The sequence below is a fragment of the Novosphingobium naphthalenivorans NBRC 102051 genome (genome assembly GCF_001590985.1).
Lineage (GTDB): Bacteria > Pseudomonadota > Alphaproteobacteria > Sphingomonadales > Sphingomonadaceae > Novosphingobium > Novosphingobium naphthalenivorans.
Genome location: NZ_BCTX01000026.1, coordinates 25,711 through 44,103, shown reverse-complemented (window position 1 = coordinate 44,103; position 18,393 = coordinate 25,711). Strand labels below are relative to the sequence as shown.

The window sequence follows — 18,393 nt, the reverse complement described above, 5'->3', positions numbered from 1 at the left end:
TGTGCAACAACCCGCCCAGGTCAGAAATATTCCTTGAGCGCGTGATAGACGCGCCCGGCCATTCCCAAGCCGCTCAGCTTCACGGTCCGCTGCGAGCGGCGCCCCATCGAGCGGATGTCGACGGGATCGGCCGCAGCATACAGCACCAGCCCCGCCAGTGTCGAGAAGCCCGGTTTCACGTGGGCTTCGGCAAGCCCGGAAAGATGCGGCACGCGGCCGACGCGGACCGGCTTGCCGATGGCGGCCTGGGCATAGTCGGCCAGTCCCACCAATTCCGCTCCGCCGCCGGTGAACACCACCTGCTGGCCGCGCTGACCATTGAAACGCATCGTCTTGAGCGCCTTGTTGACCTCTTCCATGATCACGCCGAGCTGGCCGGTGATGACACCGATCAGTTCCGCGCGCGGAATCCGGTTCTTGTCATCGGCGTGGCGCGCCCGCGGGCCGCTGTCGTCCTCGCCCGGAGCATAGACCGGGATCATCTCGCGATGATCGTGCGGGCTGGTGATCGCCGATCCGTTGACGCACTTGAGCCGCTCGGCCTGGAACCGGCGGATGCCGAAAGCCGAAGCGACGGCATCGGTGATGTCCGCCGAGCCCATCGGGATGGCCACCATGTCCTTGAGCATCCCCTGCCCATAGATCGCGACATTGGTCACTTCGGCGCCGAATTCGACCAGCGCGACACCCAGATCGCGTTCCTCGGGCGAGAGGCAGGCCTGCCCCGCCGCAATCGGCGAGGCGACGACCGCCTCGACTTCAAGATGGGCGCTCTGCACCGCCTCGGTAAGATTGCGGATCGGCGCGCCGTCGGCCAGCATCACGTGGATATCCACGCCCAGCCGCTCGGCATGAAGCCCCTTGGGATTGGACACGCCATGCGCCCCGTCGAGCCGGTACTGCGCGGGCTGCGCGTGGAGCACCATGCGCCCGTCGGGCCGGATCACGTCGCGCGCCGAAACGAGCAGGTGGTCGATATCCTCCTGCTCGATGCGGCGCCCGCCGATCTCGGCGTCGAACTGGTCGATGCGGCTGGCGAGCCCGGCCCCGGAACACCCGATCCAGACCTTCTGCACGGCGGCATCGGCCATCTTCTCGGCCCGGTCGATGGCATCGCGCACAGCATAAGTGGCAGCGGCAATATCGGTGACATAGCCGCGCTTGATGCCCTGGCTGGCACGGTGGCCCGACCCCAGCACGACCATGTCGCCCATCTCGTTGATCCCGGCGACGATCGCGGAAATGCGGAACGAGCCGATGTTGACCGCACCGAATACGCGGGTGATGCGCGGACCTGCCATTATTCCCCACTCCCCTTGGCGCTTCCCATAAACTGCATCATGCCCTGCCCTCTCATTCCGGGTCCGCCTGCGCCGTACGCGGCACCGCTCCGGCCTGAAGGGCCAGTTCCTTGCCCTCCTCGTCGGGGATGCGCATGTAGATGCGATCCTTCGCCCGCATGTCGAAGGCGGTGACTTTGCCGCCCAGCAGGCGGTTGGTGCCGTCAAGCCGCGCGAACGTGACCAGCGCGCTGGCCGATTCCTGATCGCCTTCGGGCAGGGCCAGCACTTGCCCGGTGTGGAACGTGAGGTTCCAGCGCCGGTTGCCGATCCATTCCGCCTCGGCCACGCGCGGCTTCAGGGCGGGCGCGGCTTCGAGCAGGTGCGAAAGCTGGACGACCTGCTGGCCTGCCCCCGGCCCCGACACGATCAGCTTGCCCTGCGCATCCTTGCGGCTGATCACTTCCAGTTCGTGCCCGGTATCGTCGATCAGCACGAAGCGATCCGCCTTGCGCAGCACCGCGTGCGGCGTGCGTTCGACGATGTCGATCACCAGCGTATCGGGAAGCTGGCGCGAGACGCGCGCGTCCTGCACCCACGACAGTCCCAGCAATTCCTGCCGCAGCTTTTCGAGATCGACCAGCGGCATGGCCCGGTCGCGCTCGGCCAACGCCTTTTCATAGACCTTCAGCTCGTTGAGGTTCTTCACCCCGCGCACTTCGACGCGCTTGACCTCGAACCCGGACTCGGCGGCGATCTGCGCCATCTGGTAGCTCGCCATCGTCGGCAGGCCCGCCATTGAGGCGACAACCCAGGCCAGCACCAGTGCGCCGCCCAGAATCGCGAACAGGAAAATGCGGTGAAGCTGCTCTTCGGAAAAGGGCAGCCAGCCCATCACCATATCCAGCGCGGAACCGGTCTGCGCCCGTGCCGAGCGGACCTTGGCCTTGTTACCCTGCGCTGCGGCGACCTTGCGGGCTGTCTTCGCCTTGCGCCGGATCGTGGTGCTCATCTGGCCCCCTTCCGCTTTTCGGCATCGGCCCCGGAATCGGCCCCGGAATCCGCCAGCGCCTCGGCGATGATCGCCTCGACGAGATCGGGATAGTCCATGCCGCAGGCCCGCGCCTGCTCCGGCACGAGGCTGAGCGGGGTCATCCCCGGCTGGGTGTTCACTTCGAGCAGGAACAGGCCTTCGACGCCCTGCGTATCGTCCCAGCGGAAGTCCGCGCGGCTGGTGCCCTTGCAGCCCAGCAACTGGTGCGCGCGCAAGGCCAGATCCTTGCAGGCCTGCGTGATCTCGTCGGGGATTTCGGCCGGGCAGACATGCTCGGTCATGCCTTCGGTGTACTTGGCATCGAAATCGTAGAAGCCGGACTTCGGGCGCAGCTCGGTGACCAGCAGCGCGCGCTCACCCGTCTTTGGCCCGCCAATAACCGCAGTCGTCAGCTCGCGGCCCCGGATATAGGGCTCGGCCAGAAGCTCGTCGAATTCCTGCCACGGCCCCACGGTATCGCGCGCGATCGGATTGCCGTAGTTGCCCTCGGCCGTCACGATCGCGACACCGACCGAAGAGCCCTCGTTCACCGGCTTGAGCACATAGGGACGCGGCAGCGGATCGCGCTCGTGGATATCGGCCGACTTGACCACGCGCCCGCCCGGCATCGGAATGCCATGCGGCACCAGCGCCTGCTTGGTCAGTTCCTTGTCGATGGCGATCACCGAAGTGGCGAGCCCGGAGTGCGTATAAGTCAGGCCCATCAGGTCCATCATGCCCTGCACCGTGCCATCCTCGCCCGGCGCGCCGTGAAGGGCATTGAACACGACATCGGGCTTCACTTCGGCGAGCCGGATCGCGACGTCGCGGTCCATGTCGATGCGCGTGACTGTGTGGCCCTTGCTCTCCAGAGCCTTGGCGACGCCTTCCCCGCTCATCAGCGAGACCGGCCGTTCGTTCGACCAGCCGCCCATCAGGACTGCAACATGGAGCTTGGGGAGAGACATCGTATTCGGTTCCACTCGATCAACTATTCACTTCAATTTCGTCATCCCCGCGAAGGCGGGGATCCATCTCCGGGCCGTGCGCATTCGACAGCGCACGAGATGGGTTCCCGCCTTCGCGGGAATGACGAAAGGGGGTGTTCTTGGCAGGGTTGGGCTTCATGGCTGCCCCACCCGCTGAATTTCCCACTCAAGCTCGACGCCCGAGTTGTCCTTCACCCGCCGGCGCACTTCCTCGCCGAGCGCCTCGATGTCCGCGCTGGTGGCCTCGCCGGTGTTGATGAGGAAATTGGTGTGCTTTTCAGAAACCTGCGCGCCGCCCAGTTGCAACCCGCGGCAGCCGGCCTTGTCGACCAGTTCCCAGGCCTTATGGCCGCCAGAAATTTCAGGGGCGGGATTCTTGAACGTCGACCCGCCCGTCTTGCTGCGCAGCGGCTGTGAGGCTTCGCGGCTGGCGGAGATGCGGTCCATCTCGGCCTGAATGGCTTCCGGTTCGCCGGGGCGCCCCTTGAAGCGCGCAGCGACGACAATGGCGCCTTCGGGCAGCTGCGAATGGCGATAGGTATAGCCGAGGTCGACGTTCTGCAGCGTGACCAGCTCGCCCGAGCGCAGCACCACGTCGCAATCGACGAGGATGTCCTTGACCTCGCCGCCATAGGCGCCGCCGTTCATGCGCACGAAGCCGCCGACCGTGCCGGGGATCGAGCGCAGGAACTCCACGCCCGCAATGCCATTGTCGCGCGCGGTCGAGGACACCAGAATGCCCGAGGCCCCGCCGCCGCATTCGAGCGTGAGGTCAGCCGTCTTAGCGACTTTGGCAAAGGCCTTGCCCAGCCGCACCACCACGCCCGGCACCCCGCCGTCGCGCACGATCATGTTGGAGCCGAGCCCCAGCGCCATCACGGGAACCCATGAGGGAAGGTCGCGCATAAATTTGCACAAGCCTTCAACGGATTCGGGTTCAAACAGGATTTCCGCAGGACCGCCAGTCTTGAACCATGTCCAAGGAGCAAGTTGCGCATTCATAGTTACTTTGCCGCGAGGCTCGGCAATGGTGAAAATACCCTCGGCAATGGAATACTCGAAAGCGCCGGGGCTCGTTTCCTGCTGCTTGGCGCTCACCCCGCCCTCCGCGCCTGAATCGCATCGGCTAGGCCAGCCGCCCACTTGGTGATGTCGCCCGCGCCCAGGCACACGACCATGTCGCCGGGCTGCACCGTCTGCGCCAGCGCATCGGCCAGTGCATCCGGCCCGGCGATGACTTGCGCCGAGCGGTGTCCGCGCGCCTTGATGCCGGCGACCATGTGCTCGCTGTCGATCCCTTCGATCGGCTGTTCGCCCGCGGCATAGACCGGCGCGGCGAAGACCATGTCGGCATCGTTGAAGGCGCCCGCGAAGTCATCCATGTGATCGTGCAGGCGGGTGTAGCGGTGCGGCTGGACCACGGCGATGACGCGGCCCTTCACGCCTTCGCGCGCGGCGGCCAGCACGGCGCGGATTTCGACCGGGTGGTGGCCGTAATCGTCGATGATGGTGACGCTGCCACCTTCCATGGGCACTTCGCCGACCTTGGTGAAGCGGCGCTTGACCCCGCCGAACTTGGCAAAGCCGGTCTGGATCACTTCATCGCCGCAGCCCATCTCGACCGCGACGCCGACGGCGGCGAGCGCGTTCTGGACGTTGTGGCGGCCCGGCATCGGCAATTCGATGCCCTCGATCCGGCGGAACGAGCCGTCGCGCTGGCGCAGCGCCACGTCGAAACGGTTGCCGCCGGGATAAGGCGTGACGTTCTCTCCGCGAATGTCGGCCTGCGCGGAGAAGCCATAGGTCACCACACGGCGGTCGCGGACCTTGGGGATGATCGCCTGCACTTCCGGGTGATCGATGCACAGCATGGCCGCACCGTAGAACGGCACGTTCTCGATGAACTCGACGAAGGCTTCCTTCACCCGCTCGAACGAACCGTAGTGATCGAGGTGCTCGGGATCGATATTGGTGACGACCGCGATCGTGCCGTCGAGGCGCAGGAACGAGCCGTCGCTCTCGTCGGCTTCCACCACCATCCAGTCGCTCTCGCCGAGGCGCGCGTTCGAGCCATAGGCATTGATGATGCCGCCGTTGATGACGGTCGGATCGATCCCGCCCGCATCGAGCAGCGCGGCGACCATCGAGGTGGTGGTCGTCTTGCCGTGCGTGCCGGCCACCGCGACGGTGTTCTTGAGGCGCATCAGCTCGGCCAGCATCTCGGCGCGGCGCACCACCGGGATGCGGTGCTCCAGCGCATAGACGACTTCGGGATTGTCACGCTTCACGGCAGTGGAGGTGACGACGACGGCCGCGCCCTCGACGTTTTCAGCCGCATGGCCGATCATAACCTTGATCCCGCGCCCGCGCAGGCCCTCGACGACATAGCCCTCGGCAATGTCGGAGCCCTGCACCGAGTAGCCAAGGTTGTGCATCACCTCGGCAATGCCGGACATGCCGATGCCGCCGATGCCGACGAAGTGGATCGTCCCAATATCGGTGCCGACGCCCTTCATTGTACCGGCTCCATCGCCAGCGCTTCACCGCCGGTGGCAGGGACAGTCTTTTCCATGCGGATCACATCCATAATCGGGCTCGCACCGAAACTCTCGACCAGATCGGCCAGATCGCTCGCAGCATTGGGATAGCCGCAATTCCATGCGGCGTGGGCCGCGTTCGCAAGCGTTTCGGGGTGCTGGGCCATGGCCTGAATCTGCTTGGCAAGCGTGGTCGCGGTGAAGTTTTCCTGCCGGATCGCACGCGCGCCGCCCGCTGCGGCGATCTCGCGGGTGTTCGCGGCCTGGTGATCGTCCGTGGCGATCGGCAGCGGAATGAGGATTGCGGGACGGCCAACCGCCGTCAATTCGGCAATGGTCGATGCGCCCGCGCGGCCGATGAACAAGTGCGCCCCAGCAAGCCGCTCGGCCATGTTCTCGAAGTAGGTCGCCAGTTCCGCCGGAATGCCATGGCCCGCATAACGCGCGCGCACTGCCTCGATATCCTCGGGACGGCACTGCTGGAGCACTTGCAGGCGCGAGCGCAGCGCCGGAGGAAGCATAGCCAGCCCGTCGGGCACCACTTCGGACAGCACCCGCGCGCCCTGACTGCCCCCGGTCACGAGAATGCGCAGCAGGCTGTCCTCGGTGAACTCCGGAAAAGGCTGATCGCGCAGCGCCAGCACTTCCTCGCGCACCGGATTGCCGACCAGCGAGATCTTGGCGTCATACTTCGGATCGAGCCGGTCGATCTGCTCGAATGCCGTTGCGATCGCATCGACCTTCCCCGCGAAATAGCGGTTCACCCGGCCGAGCACCGCGTTCTGCTCGTGCAGCACAGTGGGGATCTTCGCGGAGGTGGCAGCAAGCAATGTCGGCAATGCCGGATAGCCGCCAAAGCCGACGACCGCGGTGGGCTTGAACGTCTCGAACAGGCGCAGCGCCATCGACCGGCCCTGCAGCACGCCCTTTGCACCTTTCAGCCAGCCAAGCGGATTCTTGCCCGCGATGCGGCCCGGCGGCAGCACGTGCGAGGTCAGGTAATCCGGCTTGCCCGGGATCGCCGCGCCGCGCTCGTCGGTGATGAGCGCGACATGGTGCCCGCGCTGGTGCAGCTCGGCCGCCAGCGCGAAAGCAGGGATAAGGTGTCCGCCGGTGCCGCCCGCGGCGAGCACATAATGGCGGGAAACCGAACTCATTGCGTATCTCCAATAGCGCGCAGCGAAAACCGCTCGCGCTGGATGAACGGATTGCGGCGGGTAATCGCCAGCAGCAGCCCTATGCACAGGCCCATCGCAACCGTGGATGAACCGCCATAGCTGATCAGCGGCAGGGTCATGCCCTTGGACGGGAAGAGCTGCAGGTTGACGAGGATGTTGATGAAGGCCTGCCCGCCGAACTGCGCGGCAAAGCCCGAGGCGGCGAGCACTGTGAAGAGGTCTTCCTCCTCCACCAGCCGCAGGATGATCCGGACCAGGATCGTCAGATAGAGCACGACGATGATCATGCAGGCAATCAGCCCGAATTCCTCGCCGATGACCGAGAAGATATAGTCCGTGTGCGCCTCGGGCAGCGCCATCTTGCGCGTGCCCATCCAGAAGCCGAGGCCGGTCCACCCGCCGTTGAGCAGCGTGCGCTGGGCCAGGTCGACCTGATCGAAGGCCGTGCCGCCGAACAGGAAGTTGTCGATGCGGTTGCGGCCGTTGTCATAAGTGAAATACATCAGGACAAGGCCAACGAGGCCAACGCCGAAGAACATGGCCAGACGTTTGACGTCGATCCCCGAGAGCAGGATCAGCACCAGGAACGTGCCCGAGAACAGCATGGTGGACCCGAAGTCCGGCTGCAGCATGAGCAGCGCGCCGAGGAAGGCCATCAGCACGAAGCAGATCGCGATCACCGGAATCTGCGGATCGCGGGCCCGCCACGAGAGAATCCACGCCAAGAGGACCGGATAACCGCACTTGAGGAATTCGGACGGCTGCAGCGAAATGCCGAAGCGCAGCCAGCGCTTGGCGCCATTGACTTCCGAACCGATCACCGGGACCAGCACCAGCGCGGCCAGCATCCCGGCCCCGATCAGGATACCGAAACGCCGCGCACTGTCCTTGGACAGGCTCGAAGCCCAGAACATCGCCCCCAGCCCCAGCACCTGCCAGCGCATGTGGAGATAGAAGAAGTAGAGCTCCGGCAGCTTTTCGTGTGCGGTGGAAAGCCTGCGCGCGCTCGCCGGGGAACCTGCCGCCACCGCGACGGCGCCGATCGCCATCAGCACCAGCACGAGGATCAGCGTGCCGCGATCGATCTCCTGCCACCACACCGCCAGCCGGCCGCGCCGGTTGCGGTTGTAGCGCCCCCCGACAGAGGCCGGGACGGGTGCCAGCGTTGCCATCAGTCTGCTCCCCCAGACGTATCGGCCGGCGCATCTACGGGCGCGGCCAGCGCCTCGACGATCTGGCGGAAGGCATTGCCGCGCGCCTCGAAATCGCGGAACTGGTCAAAGCTGGCGCAGGCCGGAGAGAGCATGACGATATCCCCCGGCTTGGCCTCGGCCATGGCCTCGCGGATCGCCTCGGCCATCATTTCCGAGCGGTGGACGCGGGTGTAGGGCGCGAGCAGATCGGCAAACAGCGGCCCGGCATCGCCAATCGTATAGGCCGCCGCGATATTGCCGAAATAGGGCGCGCACTCGTCAAGATCGTCGCCCTTGGGCAGGCCGCCGAGAATCCAGTGGATCCGCGGCTCGGGCCCATTGCCGCGATCGACCGGCGGGAACGCGGCAATCGCAGGCGCGGCCGAGGCCGGGTTGGTCGCCTTGGAATCGTTGATGTAGATGACGCCGTTCGCTTCCGCGACCCGCTCCATGCGGTGCGGCAGGCCCCGGAAGTTGCGCAGGGCCTTCTTCCACTGCGCCTTGCCGATCCCCAGCGCCTCGACGATGGCAATGGCAATGGCTGCATTCTGCAGATTGTGCGGCCCCTGCAGCGAAGGCCAGTCCTTCTGCAGCTTGGCAAGGTCGTCCCCCTCGGCCATGCGGACAAAGCCGGGCTCGCGGCGCGCGGCCTCGATACGGGCGATGGCGCGGGTTTCCTTATCCGTCGTGCCGAACACCGCACGGTGCGCCTTGCTCTGCATCTCGAACAGCCGCGCCTTGGAAGCCGCGTAGCCTTCGAAGCCTTCGTAGCGGTCAAGGTGATCGGGCGTAATGTTGAGCAGCGCGGCAACCTCGCAATCGAGGCTGAAAGTCAGATCGATCTGGTAGCTCGAAAGTTCGAGCACATAGACGCCGCCTTCGGGCAGCGGATCGGCGCTGAGCACCGGCACGCCGATATTGCCGCCCATGCGGGCCGGCACACCGGCTACCGAGAGGATATGATGGACCAGCGAAGTCGTGGTCGACTTGCCGTTGGTTCCGGTAATCCCGACGACCCGGTGCGCGGGCAGGCTCGAACGGGCCAGCGCGAACAGCTCGATATCGCCGATCACCGGAACCCCTGCCCGCTGCGCGGCTTCGGCAATCGGATGGCGGTTCAGCGGAATGCCGGGGGAAACGACGATACCGTCATACCCGGCAAGATCGGCCGTGACGGGATCGGCGAGTTCCACCTTGCCGCAATCGACCCATTCGCACAGCCCCTGGCGCGGTTCGTCGCGGCTGTCCCACGCCATCACCTGCGCCCCGCTGGCCACCAGTGTGGAGACCACGGCCTGACCCGACCGGGCCAGACCAAGGACCGCGTAACGCTTTCCGGCAAAGGCGGGAGAAACGATCACGCGCGCGGCCTCCTATCGCAGCTTGAGAGTGGAAAGGCCGATCACCGCAAGGACGATCGAGATAATCCAGAACCGGATGACGACCGTGGATTCCTTCCAGCCCTTCTGTTCGAAATGGTGGTGGATCGGCGCCATGCGGAACACGCGGCGGCCGGTGCGCTTGAACCAGAACACCTGGACGATCACGGACACCGCCTCCAGCACGAACAGGCCGCCGACAACGGCCAGCACGATCTCGTGATGCGCCGACACGGCGATCGCGCCCAGCGCGCCGCCAAGGGCCAGCGAGCCGGTATCGCCCATGAACACCGCCGCGGGCGGCGCGTTGAACCACAGGAAAGCCAGCCCGGCGCCCATGATCCCGGCGCAGAAGATCGCCAGTTCACCGGCGCCCGGCACATGCGGAATGCCGAGATAGGCGGCATAGTCGTGGCGGCCGGCGAGGTAGCAGATGATCGCAAAGGTGCCCGCAGCGATGATCACCGGCATTGTCGCCAGTCCGTCGAGCCCGTCGGTCAGGTTCACGGCATTACCCGCGCCGACGATCACGAAGGCGGCAAAGACGTAGTAGAGCGGCCCCAGCGGGATATAGCGGCCCGACAGGAACGGCACATAGAGATTGGTGTTGAGCTGGCTCACGATGAGCCACGCGGCAATGCCCGCCACGACGAATTCGAGCACCAGACGGATCTTGCTCGACAGGCCCTTGTGACTGCTCTTGGAGACCTTGTCGTAGTCATCCATGAAACCGATCGCGCCGAAGCCGATGGTCACGGCGACGCAAGCCCAGACGAAGGGGTTGCTCATGTCCATGAACAGCAGCATCGACAGGACCAGCGCGGTGAGGATCATCAGCCCGCCCATCGTCGGCGTGCCGCGCTTGGCAAGGTGCGACTGCGGGCCATCCTCGCGAATCGGCTGTCCCTTGCCCTGGCGGACACGCAACATGCTGATGAATTTCGGACCGATCAGCAGGCCGATGAACAAGGCCGTCATCAGCGCCGCGCCGGAGCGGAACGACTGATAGCGAAGGAGGTTCAACAGCCCCTCGAAATGAAACCACTCGGCGATCAGATACAGCATCTTGCGGGGGCGACCCCCTACCCTTCCTGCTTGCTTAGCTCCGTCACAAGAGAAGCCAGCCCCACCGAATTCGAGCCTTTGACCAGGATGGCATCGTCCCGTTCAAGGCCGAATGCGCGCAGCGCATCGACAGCTTCCCCCACATTCGCGCAATGCGCGAAGGGCACCGGTTTGCCAAGCTCCGCGTTGTCCGGTTTCCCCAGTTCCTCGGCCAGGGCGAGCATCTCGTCGCCTACCAGCACCGCATAGTCGATATGCGCCTCGCGGACCGGCGCGGCGAGGGCCGCGTGATAGCCGGGGCCGTGGTTGCCCAGTTCCTTCATCGCGCCCAGCACCGCGATGCGGCGGCGGGCCGGGGTGCGGCCGAGCTGCGCCAGCGTGGCGCGCATCGAGGCGGGATTGGCGTTGTAGCTCTCGTCGATCAGCAGCGCCTTGCGCAGGCCCTGTTCGTCCGGTTCGCCGCCGGGGACATCGATCTCAAGCCGCGCACCGCGTCCGGGCAGTCCGCCCATTTCGGCCAGCGCGACCCCGGCCGCGCCCAGATCGCCCTTTACGGCGCGCACGGCGGCCATGACCGCCAGCGAATTGATGACATGGTGCTCACCGGGCGTCGCGATCGTGTAGCACACGCGGCGGTCGCCCATGTCCACCGTCACCAGCGAGCCGCCGCCGATCGCCGAGACGGTATCGAGCAGGCGCACGTCCGCATCGGCCGATTTTCCGAACGAGACGACATGCGCCCCGCAGCGCAGCGCCGCCTTGCGCAGACGCTCGAAGTGCGGGCTGTCCGCAGGGATCACGGCGGTGCCGCCGGTTTCCAGCCCCTGGAAGATTTCCGCCTTGGCGTCGGCGATGGCCTCTTCCGAACCCAGCATCTCGATATGCGCGGGCGCGATCGTGGTGATTACCGCGACATGCGGACGCACCTGCCGGGTAAGGTCGGCAATCTCGCCAGCGTGGTTCATGCCCATCTCATAGACGGCGAAACGCGCGCGGCTGGGCGTGCGGGCGAGGCTGAGCGGCACGCCGACGTGGTTGTTGTAGCTCTTCACCGAACGGTGGGCATCGCCCCGGCTGGCGCGGTCGAGCGCGGTGAAGATCATCTCCTTCACCCCGGTCTTGCCGACCGACCCGGTGACGCCGATCACCGGGCCGCGGGTGCGAGCACGGGCGGCGGCGCCCAGCCGCACCAGCGCCTCCATGGTGTCGGTGACAAGCACGTGCGGGCCATCCACCGGACGGTCCACCACCACGGCGGCCGCGCCCTTGGCAAAGGCCATGTCGACGAAGCGGTGGCCGTCCATGCTCTCGCCCTTGAGGGCAAAGAACAGATCACCCGGCTGCACGTCGCGGCTGTCGATCTCGACGCCCGAGACGGTGAAATCCGCGTTGGCCGTCCCCTTGACGGCGCGGGCGATGGAAACCGCGTCCCACAGAACCTGCGAATTTTCCTCGGCCGCGTCCACGGGCCAGTCGAGAATGCGGGCAACAGCGCTCATCGTCACTTACCTCCCAGCGTGCCAGCCATTTCCCTGGCCACCGTAACATCGTCGAATGGCAGCACGCGCATGGTCTCGCCGCTGCCGATGATCTGCCCCTGTTCGTGCCCCTTGCCGGCGATGAGGACGACATCCCCAGCCCCGGCCTCGGCGACGGCGGCCGCGATCGCTTCGCGCCGGTCGCCGATTTCCCTTGCCCCTTCGCCCATTCCGGCGAGCACCATGGCGCGGATCGCCGCCGGATCCTCGCCGCGCGGATTGTCGTCGGTGACGATCGCCACGTCCGCCCCCGCGCTGGCGATCCGGCCCATTTCCGGCCGCTTGCCCTGATCGCGGTCCCCGCCCGCGCCGAACACCGCGATGAGCCGCCCGGTCACATGCGGACGCAGCGCGGCAATGGCCGCTTCCAGCGCGTCGGGCGTATGCGCATAGTCGACATAGATGGGCGCGCCAGCCGGCGAAATCGCCGCGCGTTCGATCCGCCCGCGCACGGTGACGAGCCGCTTGAGCGCATCGAACGTCGTATGCGCATCGCCGCCGGTCGCCAGCACCAGCCCCGCGGAAACCAGCGCATTGGCAGCCTGATACGCGCCGATCAGCGGGAGATCGATCACCCGCACCTTGCCCTGGTATTCAACTTCCAGCTTCTGGCCGAGCGCGGTGGGCGTGCGGCCGAGCAAGCGGATGTGCTCACCCTTGGTGCCCACGGTCAGCAGCTTGAGGCCCCGCGCCTGTGCGTGAGCAATGGCCTTGTCAGACCAGGCATCGTCGGCCCAGATCACCGCCGTGCCGCCGTCCATGACCACATCGTCGAACAGGCGCATCTTCGCGGCGAAGTAATCTTCCATCGTCGCGTGGTAATCGAGATGATCGCGGCTGAGGTTGGTGAAGGCCCCGGCACTCACGCGCGGCCCTTCAATGCGGAACTGCGAAAGGCCGTGGCTGGACGCTTCGTAAGCGACATGGGTCACGCCCTCGCGAGCAAGTCCGGTCAGATTGGCCAGGAAGGTGACGATATCGGGCGTGGTCAGCCCGGTCGAGACGCTCTCGTCGCTGGTGGTCACGCCCAGCGTGCCGATCGAGGCCGCGCGCTGCCCGGCCATGCGCCAGAGCTGGCGGGTCAGCTCGACCGTCGAGGTCTTGCCATTGGTCCCGGTGACAGCGACCAGCGTCTCGGGCACCGGCGTGAAGAACGGCGCGGCCAGACGGGCGAACAGGCGGCGCGGCTCGGCATCCGCGAAGTGCACGGCGCCTTCGACTTTCGCCTCCGGAGCGGCGACCACGGCCACCGCGCCCGCCTCGATCGCGGCGGGAATGAAATCCTCGCCATTGAACTTCGCACCGCGAAAGGCGCCGAACACAGTGCCCGGCGCCACTTTGCGATGATCGATCGCAAAGCCGGTGACATTGGCGTCACCGCCATCAAGAGCAAGGCCTGCAGCCGCACAAAGGGCCGAAAGTTTCATTCGCCGCTATCTCCCTGCGGCACCAGATGCCTGAGGTCAGAAATGTCGATATCGCGCGTTTCGTCCGGCATGATGCCGAGCAAGGGGCCGATCCGCGGCACCAGCCGTCCCACGGCGGGGGCCGCGTTCCAAGCCGCCGTGCGCTGGAACGATGTCGCCGGCGTACCTTGCGGCTCATCCATCATCGCCACAACAACGTAGCGCGGCTTATCCATAGGAAATGCAGCGGCGAAAGTCGTGATGAGGGCATGTTTGCGGTAGCCGCCCACGCCCGGCTTTTCGGCAGAGCCGGTCTTGCCGCCGATGCGGAAGCCGGGCGCGTCCGCCTTGCGGCCGGTGCCGTATTCCACGATCATCCGCAGCAACTGGCGCAGCCGCGCGCTTGTCGCCGCCGAGAACACGCGGCGTCCGGCCGGCACTTCGGACGGATCGAGCTTGTCCAGCGTCGCCGGACGCCAGATCCCGCCATTGACCAGGGCCGCATAGGCCGTCGCGAGATGGAGCGGGGTCACGGCGAGGCCGTGGCCGAACGACACCGTCATCGTGCGCAGGCGCGGCCACTTGCCCGAAGGCCAGATCGGGAAACCGCGCGCTGGCAGCTCGATCTGGGGCCGCTCGTTCATGCCGAGCGATTCCATGGTCTTCTTCAGCCGGTCGCCGCCCAGTTCGTCGCCGATCTGCGCGGCCACGATGTTCGAGGAATGGATCAGCATCTCGGGCACGTTCAGCGTCGGCCCCAGGTCCTCGTCGTCGTGGATGGTGAAGCGGCCGACATGCAGCGGCGCTGCCGGCCAGCGGCGGCTGAGATCGGTGATCGTCCCGGCATCGAGCGCGGCAGCAACCGTGATCGGCTTGAACGTGGAGCCCAGCTCATAGACCTGGTTGGTCACGCGGTTGAAGCCGTGCGGGACTTCGCCTTCCTTCGCCTGCTGCGGCGTGACCATCATGTCGCTCGGCTTGACATGGTTGGGATCGAACGCGGGCAGCGAAGCCAGCGCCAGAACCTCGCCGGTATCGGCATCGAGCACCACGCCGCCCGCACCCTTGGCATGGCTGAGCGCCATGGCCTTGCTCAGCTCGTCCTCCAGCGCGCTCTGCACCCGGAAATCGAGCGACAGCACCGCCGGATGGGTACGCCCTTCCATGCTGGTGAGCTGCTTTTCGTAGACCTGCTCCATGCCGATATGGCCCTTGCCATCGCTATCGACATAGCCGAGCACGTGCGCCGCCATGGAGCCCTGCGGATAGAACCGGGTCTCTTCCAGCGGATATTCCAGCGCCGGTTCGCCCAGCGCGTGGACGCGGTTGGCCTCTTCGGGAAGGATCGACTTGCGGATGTAGCCCGGCTTGCCCGACGAAAGCTGCGCGATCACTTCGCGGCGGTTCAGATCGGGAAAGATGCGCAGCAGGCCATCGGCCACTTCCTCGGGCGTATGGATCAGCGGCGGTCCCTCGGTCATCGCCTTGGGATTGAACCACAGCGAATAGACGCGGAAATCGCGGGCCAGCGCCACGCCGTTGCGATCGACGATCTCGCCGCGCGCCGGAATCAGCGCATCGCCCAGTTCACCGCGGTGCGTGGTCGCCCCTGTTGCCCCCAGATACGTGATGCGGCCCAGCGCGCAGACCCCGACCAGCACGAACACGCCCAGCACCCAGAGCGAGCGCAGCTTGGCGACCAGCAGCGAGCGCTGCCGCACGTTCACCATCTTGCGCCGGCCGGCAACAGCGGCTGTCGGGATAGCGCCTCTCGCCACCGGGATCGCCCCTATCGGATAGGCGAGCGCATTCACTGCTGACCGGCTTCCGCAACTTCGATGCGGGCCAGCCGCTTGCCGAGAGCCGCAGCATCGCGTGCCAGTTCATCACGCTCGGGATCGCGCCCCTTGGCCGTGGCGGACGCGGGTTCGGACAAGGCTGCGGCCGTCGCCCCGGCTACCGGCGAAACCATGGCTAGGAGGGACGAGCCGGTATCCTGCGACACCGGCTTTTCGGCATTGGCATAGCGGATCGGCTTGGGCGCCCCCGGCCCGGCCGCCATGCCCAGCGCCGCAAGCTGCCGCTCGCCTTCGATGTACTGCCCGGCGCCCGGCGCCTTGTAGCCGAATTCGAGGTCGTTGAGCTGCTTGAGCGCCTGCTGGTTCGAGCGGGTCTGGAACTCGGTCTGGAGGAAATCGATGTCCTGCTGCACCCAGACCATCTTCTTCTCGGTGTCGTAGACCTGGCTCTTCACCGCGTTGACCCGCAGCGTCAGCGCAATCGTCATGGCGCCGCAGACCAGCAGCACCGAGGCCCACCCGATCGAACGGATACGGTCGCTGGTAAGGTTCATGCGGCACTCCTCTGGGCATTGCGGGCGGGGGCATCGGTGCGCACGGCGCTGCGCAGGGTGGCGGACCGCGAGCGCGGGTTTACGGCCAGTTCGGCTTCGCCGGGGCGCACGGCCTTGGCGACGCCGGTGAAAGTCGGCGCATCGGCGGCCGCGACCTGCGGCAAGTGGCGCGAGGTTGCCTTGCCGGCCGAGCTGGCATCGCGCAGGAAGTGCTTCACCTTGCGGTCTTCCAGGCTGTGGAACGTGACCACCGCCAGCCGCCCGCCGGGACGCAGCAGCGTTTCCGCGCCCGTGAGGCCGGCATCGAGCTCGTCGAGTTCGCCGTTCACATGGATGCGGATCGCCTGGAAACTGCGGGTCGCCGGGTCCTTGGGCGCGCCGGGACGATAGCCAAGTGCCTTGCGCACGACCCGGGCCAGTTCGCCGGTGGTTGCGATCGGCCGGGCCGCGACGATGGCACGGGCGACGCGGCGCGACTGGCGCTCTTCGCCGTAGAGGTAGAGCACGTCGGCAATTTCCGCCTCGTCCGCCCCGTTCACGAAGTCGGCCGCGGAGGGGCCGTCCTGGCTCATGCGCATGTCGAGCGGACCGTCGGACGCGAAGGCGAAGCCGCGCTCCGCCTGATCGAGCTGCATCGAGGAAACGCCGATGTCCATGACGACACCGTCGACCGCCTCGATCCCGGCTTCGGCCATGCCCTCGGCCATTTCCGAGAACCGGCGCGGGTGAAGCACCAGCCGGGGCGGATCCATGGCCAGCTCGGGCCATTTCACGGGATTGGCGCGGATCGCCGCGATCGCATCGGGGTCGCGATCGAAGGCGTGCACGGTCGCACCGGCATCGAGCAGGCGGCGGGTGTAGCCGCCCGCACCCAGCGTCGCATCGACGACGAGATCGCCGCCCTGGGGGTTCAGGGCGGCGATCACCTCCTCAAGGAGCACGGGAATGTGGGGAATGCGATCCGTCATGGATTGGGGAGCGCTCATTTCTTCTTCGCCTTGGCCAGTTCCGCCTCGGCGGCCGAGCGGCAGATCTCGATCGCGCCTTCCAGCTCGGGATCATCGCCCATCTTGTAGAGCTCTTCGGGGTTCCAGATGGTGATGAACTGGCCGACGCCCTGGAAGTAGAGCTGGTCGCCGATGTTCGCGAGGCGGGCGAGCCCTTCGGGCAGGACGAAGCGGCCGGAGCCGTCGAACGGCACTTGCTGGAAGGTGTAGAGCGCCATGGCCTTCTTGACGCGGTTGAACGGGCGCCCGGCAGCATCCGCTCGGGCCTGCTCGCGATCGAGTTCGTCTTCGAATTCCGCGACGCGGGACAGGCCGAAGCCGACGAGGCATTTCCATTCGGGGAACTTGGCCAGGCACAGCACGTCCTTGCCGCTCGATTCACGCACGGTAGTGCGGAGAGCGCTGGGCAGCACGAAGCGGTTCTTGTCGCGTAGAAGCGAAAAGCCCTGCCCGCTGTAGAAGATTGGCTGCCCCGCCATGGTGCCCCGTTTCGCCCAAAAAGCCTTCGTCTCGAAAACGACGAAGCCCCTCCCCGGCCGCACACCCACGCGGCAGGGTTCCGCATCCAGACGAGACACGGCGAGACTCAGCCATTCCGATTGACTGTTTCCATATAACGGGAAATGTGGGGATCAAAGGGAAAACTGGGGATCAGTGGGAATTTATCCACCAATTCGCGCAGCACTTACCCGATGCGCCAGAACCAGAAGGCTCAGACCTTGAAGAACCTTCTCATAAAATCATTATTTTTCAATATATAAAGAAGCCAATCCTCCCCATCCCGGCAAATCCCCACCTAGGAAGGAAAATCCCCACAACCATCCCCATCACGCCCAGTCACCGGAAAGCCGCAACACGCGCCTTTCCCGCTCGAAGCCACACGAAAACCGGCATTTTTGGCAGGAATCGCGCCTTCTCCCGCTATATCCCCGCCAAGGGGTGACATCGCCGCGGCAGAGCGATCTGGCGGAAGCAGACCCCAATTTCCCGGATTTTCCCCGAAACCGCATTCCCCCGCTTTCCCATCCCCGGTTTTCCCAACGGGAAACTGCGGGAGCCGCGATCAGGGCTGCGGATTGGCTCCGGCGCTGTCCATGGGATTGGGGTGCGGCGCCGGTGTGGCCGTCGGGCTGGGCTCAACCGCCGGGACGACGCCGATATCCGCAAGCGGATCGGTCGCCGCCTTCTTCGGCTTGGCGTCGACCGCGACCACGTCGTGGATCGGATCCTCGATGTCGGTCAGCCTGGCGCGGTCCATGATGATGTTGGCAAGGCCGACCAGCAGCAGCATCGCGCAGAGCCCGAACAGACCGACCTGCAACCGGTGCACCGCCTGCGCACGCAGTTCACGCGCACTGGGCGCCGTATAGCGCTGCGGGGCGGTGATCGGCTCGATCATACCGGAAGCGATCTGGGGCGGAAGCTGTCCTGCCAT

Annotated in this window: 16 protein-coding genes; all 16 read right to left on the bottom strand. The window is 66.1% G+C overall.

Annotated features, from left to right (window positions below; translation table 11 throughout):
- Positions 1-20: 20 nt before the first annotated feature.
- The 16 genes from ftsA to NN5_RS10405 all read right to left on the bottom strand — a co-directional run bounded on the left by ftsA (position 21) and on the right by NN5_RS10405 (position 18,393).
- Positions 21-1,301 carry a cell division protein FtsA gene (gene ftsA, locus NN5_RS10480; RefSeq protein ID WP_067734152.1) on the bottom strand — a complete coding sequence of 427 codons (1,281 nt, stop codon included), beginning with the start codon at positions 1,299-1,301 and terminating at the stop codon, positions 21-23.
- 52 nt (positions 1,302-1,353) lie between these two features.
- Positions 1,354-2,292, bottom strand: a complete 939-nt coding sequence (locus NN5_RS10475; RefSeq protein WP_067734151.1) for a cell division protein FtsQ/DivIB — start codon at positions 2,290-2,292, stop codon at positions 1,354-1,356.
- Complete coding sequence (locus tag NN5_RS10470) at positions 2,289-3,281, bottom strand: D-alanine--D-alanine ligase (protein ID WP_067734173.1); 993 nt, start codon at positions 3,279-3,281, stop codon at positions 2,289-2,291. The genes NN5_RS10475 and NN5_RS10470 overlap by 4 nt, the downstream gene beginning before the upstream one ends.
- Before the next feature lie 156 nt (positions 3,282-3,437).
- Positions 3,438-4,331 carry a UDP-N-acetylmuramate dehydrogenase gene (gene murB, locus NN5_RS10465; RefSeq protein ID WP_157081091.1) on the bottom strand — a complete coding sequence of 298 codons (894 nt, stop codon included), beginning with the start codon at positions 4,329-4,331 and terminating at the stop codon, positions 3,438-3,440.
- A 65-nt stretch (positions 4,332-4,396) separates the two neighbouring features.
- On the bottom strand, positions 4,397-5,818 hold the full coding sequence (gene murC, locus NN5_RS10460; protein ID WP_067734150.1) for a UDP-N-acetylmuramate--L-alanine ligase: 1,422 nt from the start codon (positions 5,816-5,818) through the stop codon (positions 4,397-4,399).
- Positions 5,815-6,996: an undecaprenyldiphospho-muramoylpentapeptide beta-N-acetylglucosaminyltransferase gene (gene murG, locus NN5_RS10455; protein ID WP_067734149.1), complete on the bottom strand. Its 1,182-nt coding sequence runs from the start codon at positions 6,994-6,996 to the stop codon at positions 5,815-5,817. The genes murC and murG overlap by 4 nt, the downstream gene beginning before the upstream one ends.
- Positions 6,993-8,189: an FtsW/RodA/SpoVE family cell cycle protein gene (locus NN5_RS10450; RefSeq protein WP_067734148.1), complete on the bottom strand. Its 1,197-nt coding sequence runs from the start codon at positions 8,187-8,189 to the stop codon at positions 6,993-6,995. Before NN5_RS10450 ends, murG begins: the two co-directional genes overlap by 4 nt.
- Positions 8,189-9,571, bottom strand: a complete 1,383-nt coding sequence (gene murD, locus NN5_RS10445; protein ID WP_067734147.1) for a UDP-N-acetylmuramoyl-L-alanine--D-glutamate ligase — start codon at positions 9,569-9,571, stop codon at positions 8,189-8,191. The genes NN5_RS10450 and murD overlap by 1 nt, the downstream gene beginning before the upstream one ends.
- 12 nt (positions 9,572-9,583) lie before the next feature.
- Complete coding sequence (gene mraY / locus NN5_RS10440) at positions 9,584-10,654, bottom strand: phospho-N-acetylmuramoyl-pentapeptide-transferase (protein ID WP_067734146.1); 1,071 nt, start codon at positions 10,652-10,654, stop codon at positions 9,584-9,586.
- Positions 10,655-10,671: 17 nt separating this feature from the next.
- Positions 10,672-12,153 carry a UDP-N-acetylmuramoyl-tripeptide--D-alanyl-D-alanine ligase gene (locus tag NN5_RS10435; protein ID WP_067734145.1) on the bottom strand — a complete coding sequence of 494 codons (1,482 nt, stop codon included), beginning with the start codon at positions 12,151-12,153 and terminating at the stop codon, positions 10,672-10,674.
- A 2-nt stretch (positions 12,154-12,155) separates the two neighbouring features.
- Positions 12,156-13,619 (bottom strand): UDP-N-acetylmuramoyl-L-alanyl-D-glutamate--2,6-diaminopimelate ligase, encoded by a 1,464-nt coding sequence (locus NN5_RS10430; protein ID WP_067734144.1) that lies wholly within the window; start codon positions 13,617-13,619, stop codon positions 12,156-12,158.
- Positions 13,616-15,328 carry a peptidoglycan D,D-transpeptidase FtsI family protein gene (locus NN5_RS10425; protein ID WP_084384870.1) on the bottom strand — a complete coding sequence of 571 codons (1,713 nt, stop codon included), beginning with the start codon at positions 15,326-15,328 and terminating at the stop codon, positions 13,616-13,618. Before NN5_RS10425 ends, NN5_RS10430 begins: the two co-directional genes overlap by 4 nt.
- Positions 15,329-15,408: 80 nt before the next feature.
- Entirely contained in the window at positions 15,409-15,951 is a 543-nt protein-coding gene (locus NN5_RS10420; protein ID WP_067734143.1) for a hypothetical protein, read from the bottom strand.
- The gene (gene rsmH, locus NN5_RS10415) at positions 15,948-16,937 is read right to left on the bottom strand and encodes a 16S rRNA (cytosine(1402)-N(4))-methyltransferase RsmH (RefSeq protein WP_157081086.1); all 990 of its coding nucleotides are present in this window, start codon (positions 16,935-16,937) and stop codon (positions 15,948-15,950) included. The genes NN5_RS10420 and rsmH overlap by 4 nt, the downstream gene beginning before the upstream one ends.
- The gene (locus tag NN5_RS10410; protein WP_067734141.1) at positions 16,934-17,437 is read right to left on the bottom strand and encodes a division/cell wall cluster transcriptional repressor MraZ; all 504 of its coding nucleotides are present in this window, start codon (positions 17,435-17,437) and stop codon (positions 16,934-16,936) included. The genes rsmH and NN5_RS10410 overlap by 4 nt, the downstream gene beginning before the upstream one ends.
- Before the next feature lie 584 nt (positions 17,438-18,021).
- On the bottom strand, positions 18,022-18,393 hold the full coding sequence (locus NN5_RS10405; protein WP_306305099.1) for a hypothetical protein: 372 nt from the start codon (positions 18,391-18,393) through the stop codon (positions 18,022-18,024).

Coding starts and splice junctions, on each gene's coding strand:
- ftsA (WP_067734152.1), bottom strand. CDS start 1,301: ATGGCAGGTCCGCGCATCACCCGCGTATTCGGTGCGGTCAACATCGGC.
- NN5_RS10475 (WP_067734151.1), bottom strand. CDS start 2,292: ATGAGCACCACGATCCGGCGCAAGGCGAAGACAGCCCGCAAGGTCGCC.
- NN5_RS10470 (WP_067734173.1), bottom strand. CDS start 3,281: ATGTCTCTCCCCAAGCTCCATGTTGCAGTCCTGATGGGCGGCTGGTCG.
- murC (WP_067734150.1), bottom strand. CDS start 5,818: ATGAAGGGCGTCGGCACCGATATTGGGACGATCCACTTCGTCGGCATC.
- murG (WP_067734149.1), bottom strand. CDS start 6,996: ATGAGTTCGGTTTCCCGCCATTATGTGCTCGCCGCGGGCGGCACCGGC.
- NN5_RS10450 (WP_067734148.1), bottom strand. CDS start 8,189: ATGGCAACGCTGGCACCCGTCCCGGCCTCTGTCGGGGGGCGCTACAAC.
- mraY (WP_067734146.1), bottom strand. CDS start 10,654: ATGCTGTATCTGATCGCCGAGTGGTTTCATTTCGAGGGGCTGTTGAAC.
- NN5_RS10435 (WP_067734145.1), bottom strand. CDS start 12,153: ATGAGCGCTGTTGCCCGCATTCTCGACTGGCCCGTGGACGCGGCCGAG.
- NN5_RS10430 (WP_067734144.1), bottom strand. CDS start 13,619: ATGAAACTTTCGGCCCTTTGTGCGGCTGCAGGCCTTGCTCTTGATGGC.
- NN5_RS10425 (WP_084384870.1), bottom strand. CDS start 15,328: ATGGTGAACGTGCGGCAGCGCTCGCTGCTGGTCGCCAAGCTGCGCTCG.
- NN5_RS10420 (WP_067734143.1), bottom strand. CDS start 15,951: ATGAACCTTACCAGCGACCGTATCCGTTCGATCGGGTGGGCCTCGGTG.
- rsmH (WP_157081086.1), bottom strand. CDS start 16,937: ATGAGCGCTCCCCAATCCATGACGGATCGCATTCCCCACATTCCCGTG.
- NN5_RS10410 (WP_067734141.1), bottom strand. CDS start 17,437: ATGGCGGGGCAGCCAATCTTCTACAGCGGGCAGGGCTTTTCGCTTCTA.
- NN5_RS10405 (WP_306305099.1), bottom strand. CDS start 18,393: ATGGCAGGACAGCTTCCGCCCCAGATCGCTTCCGGTATGATCGAGCCG.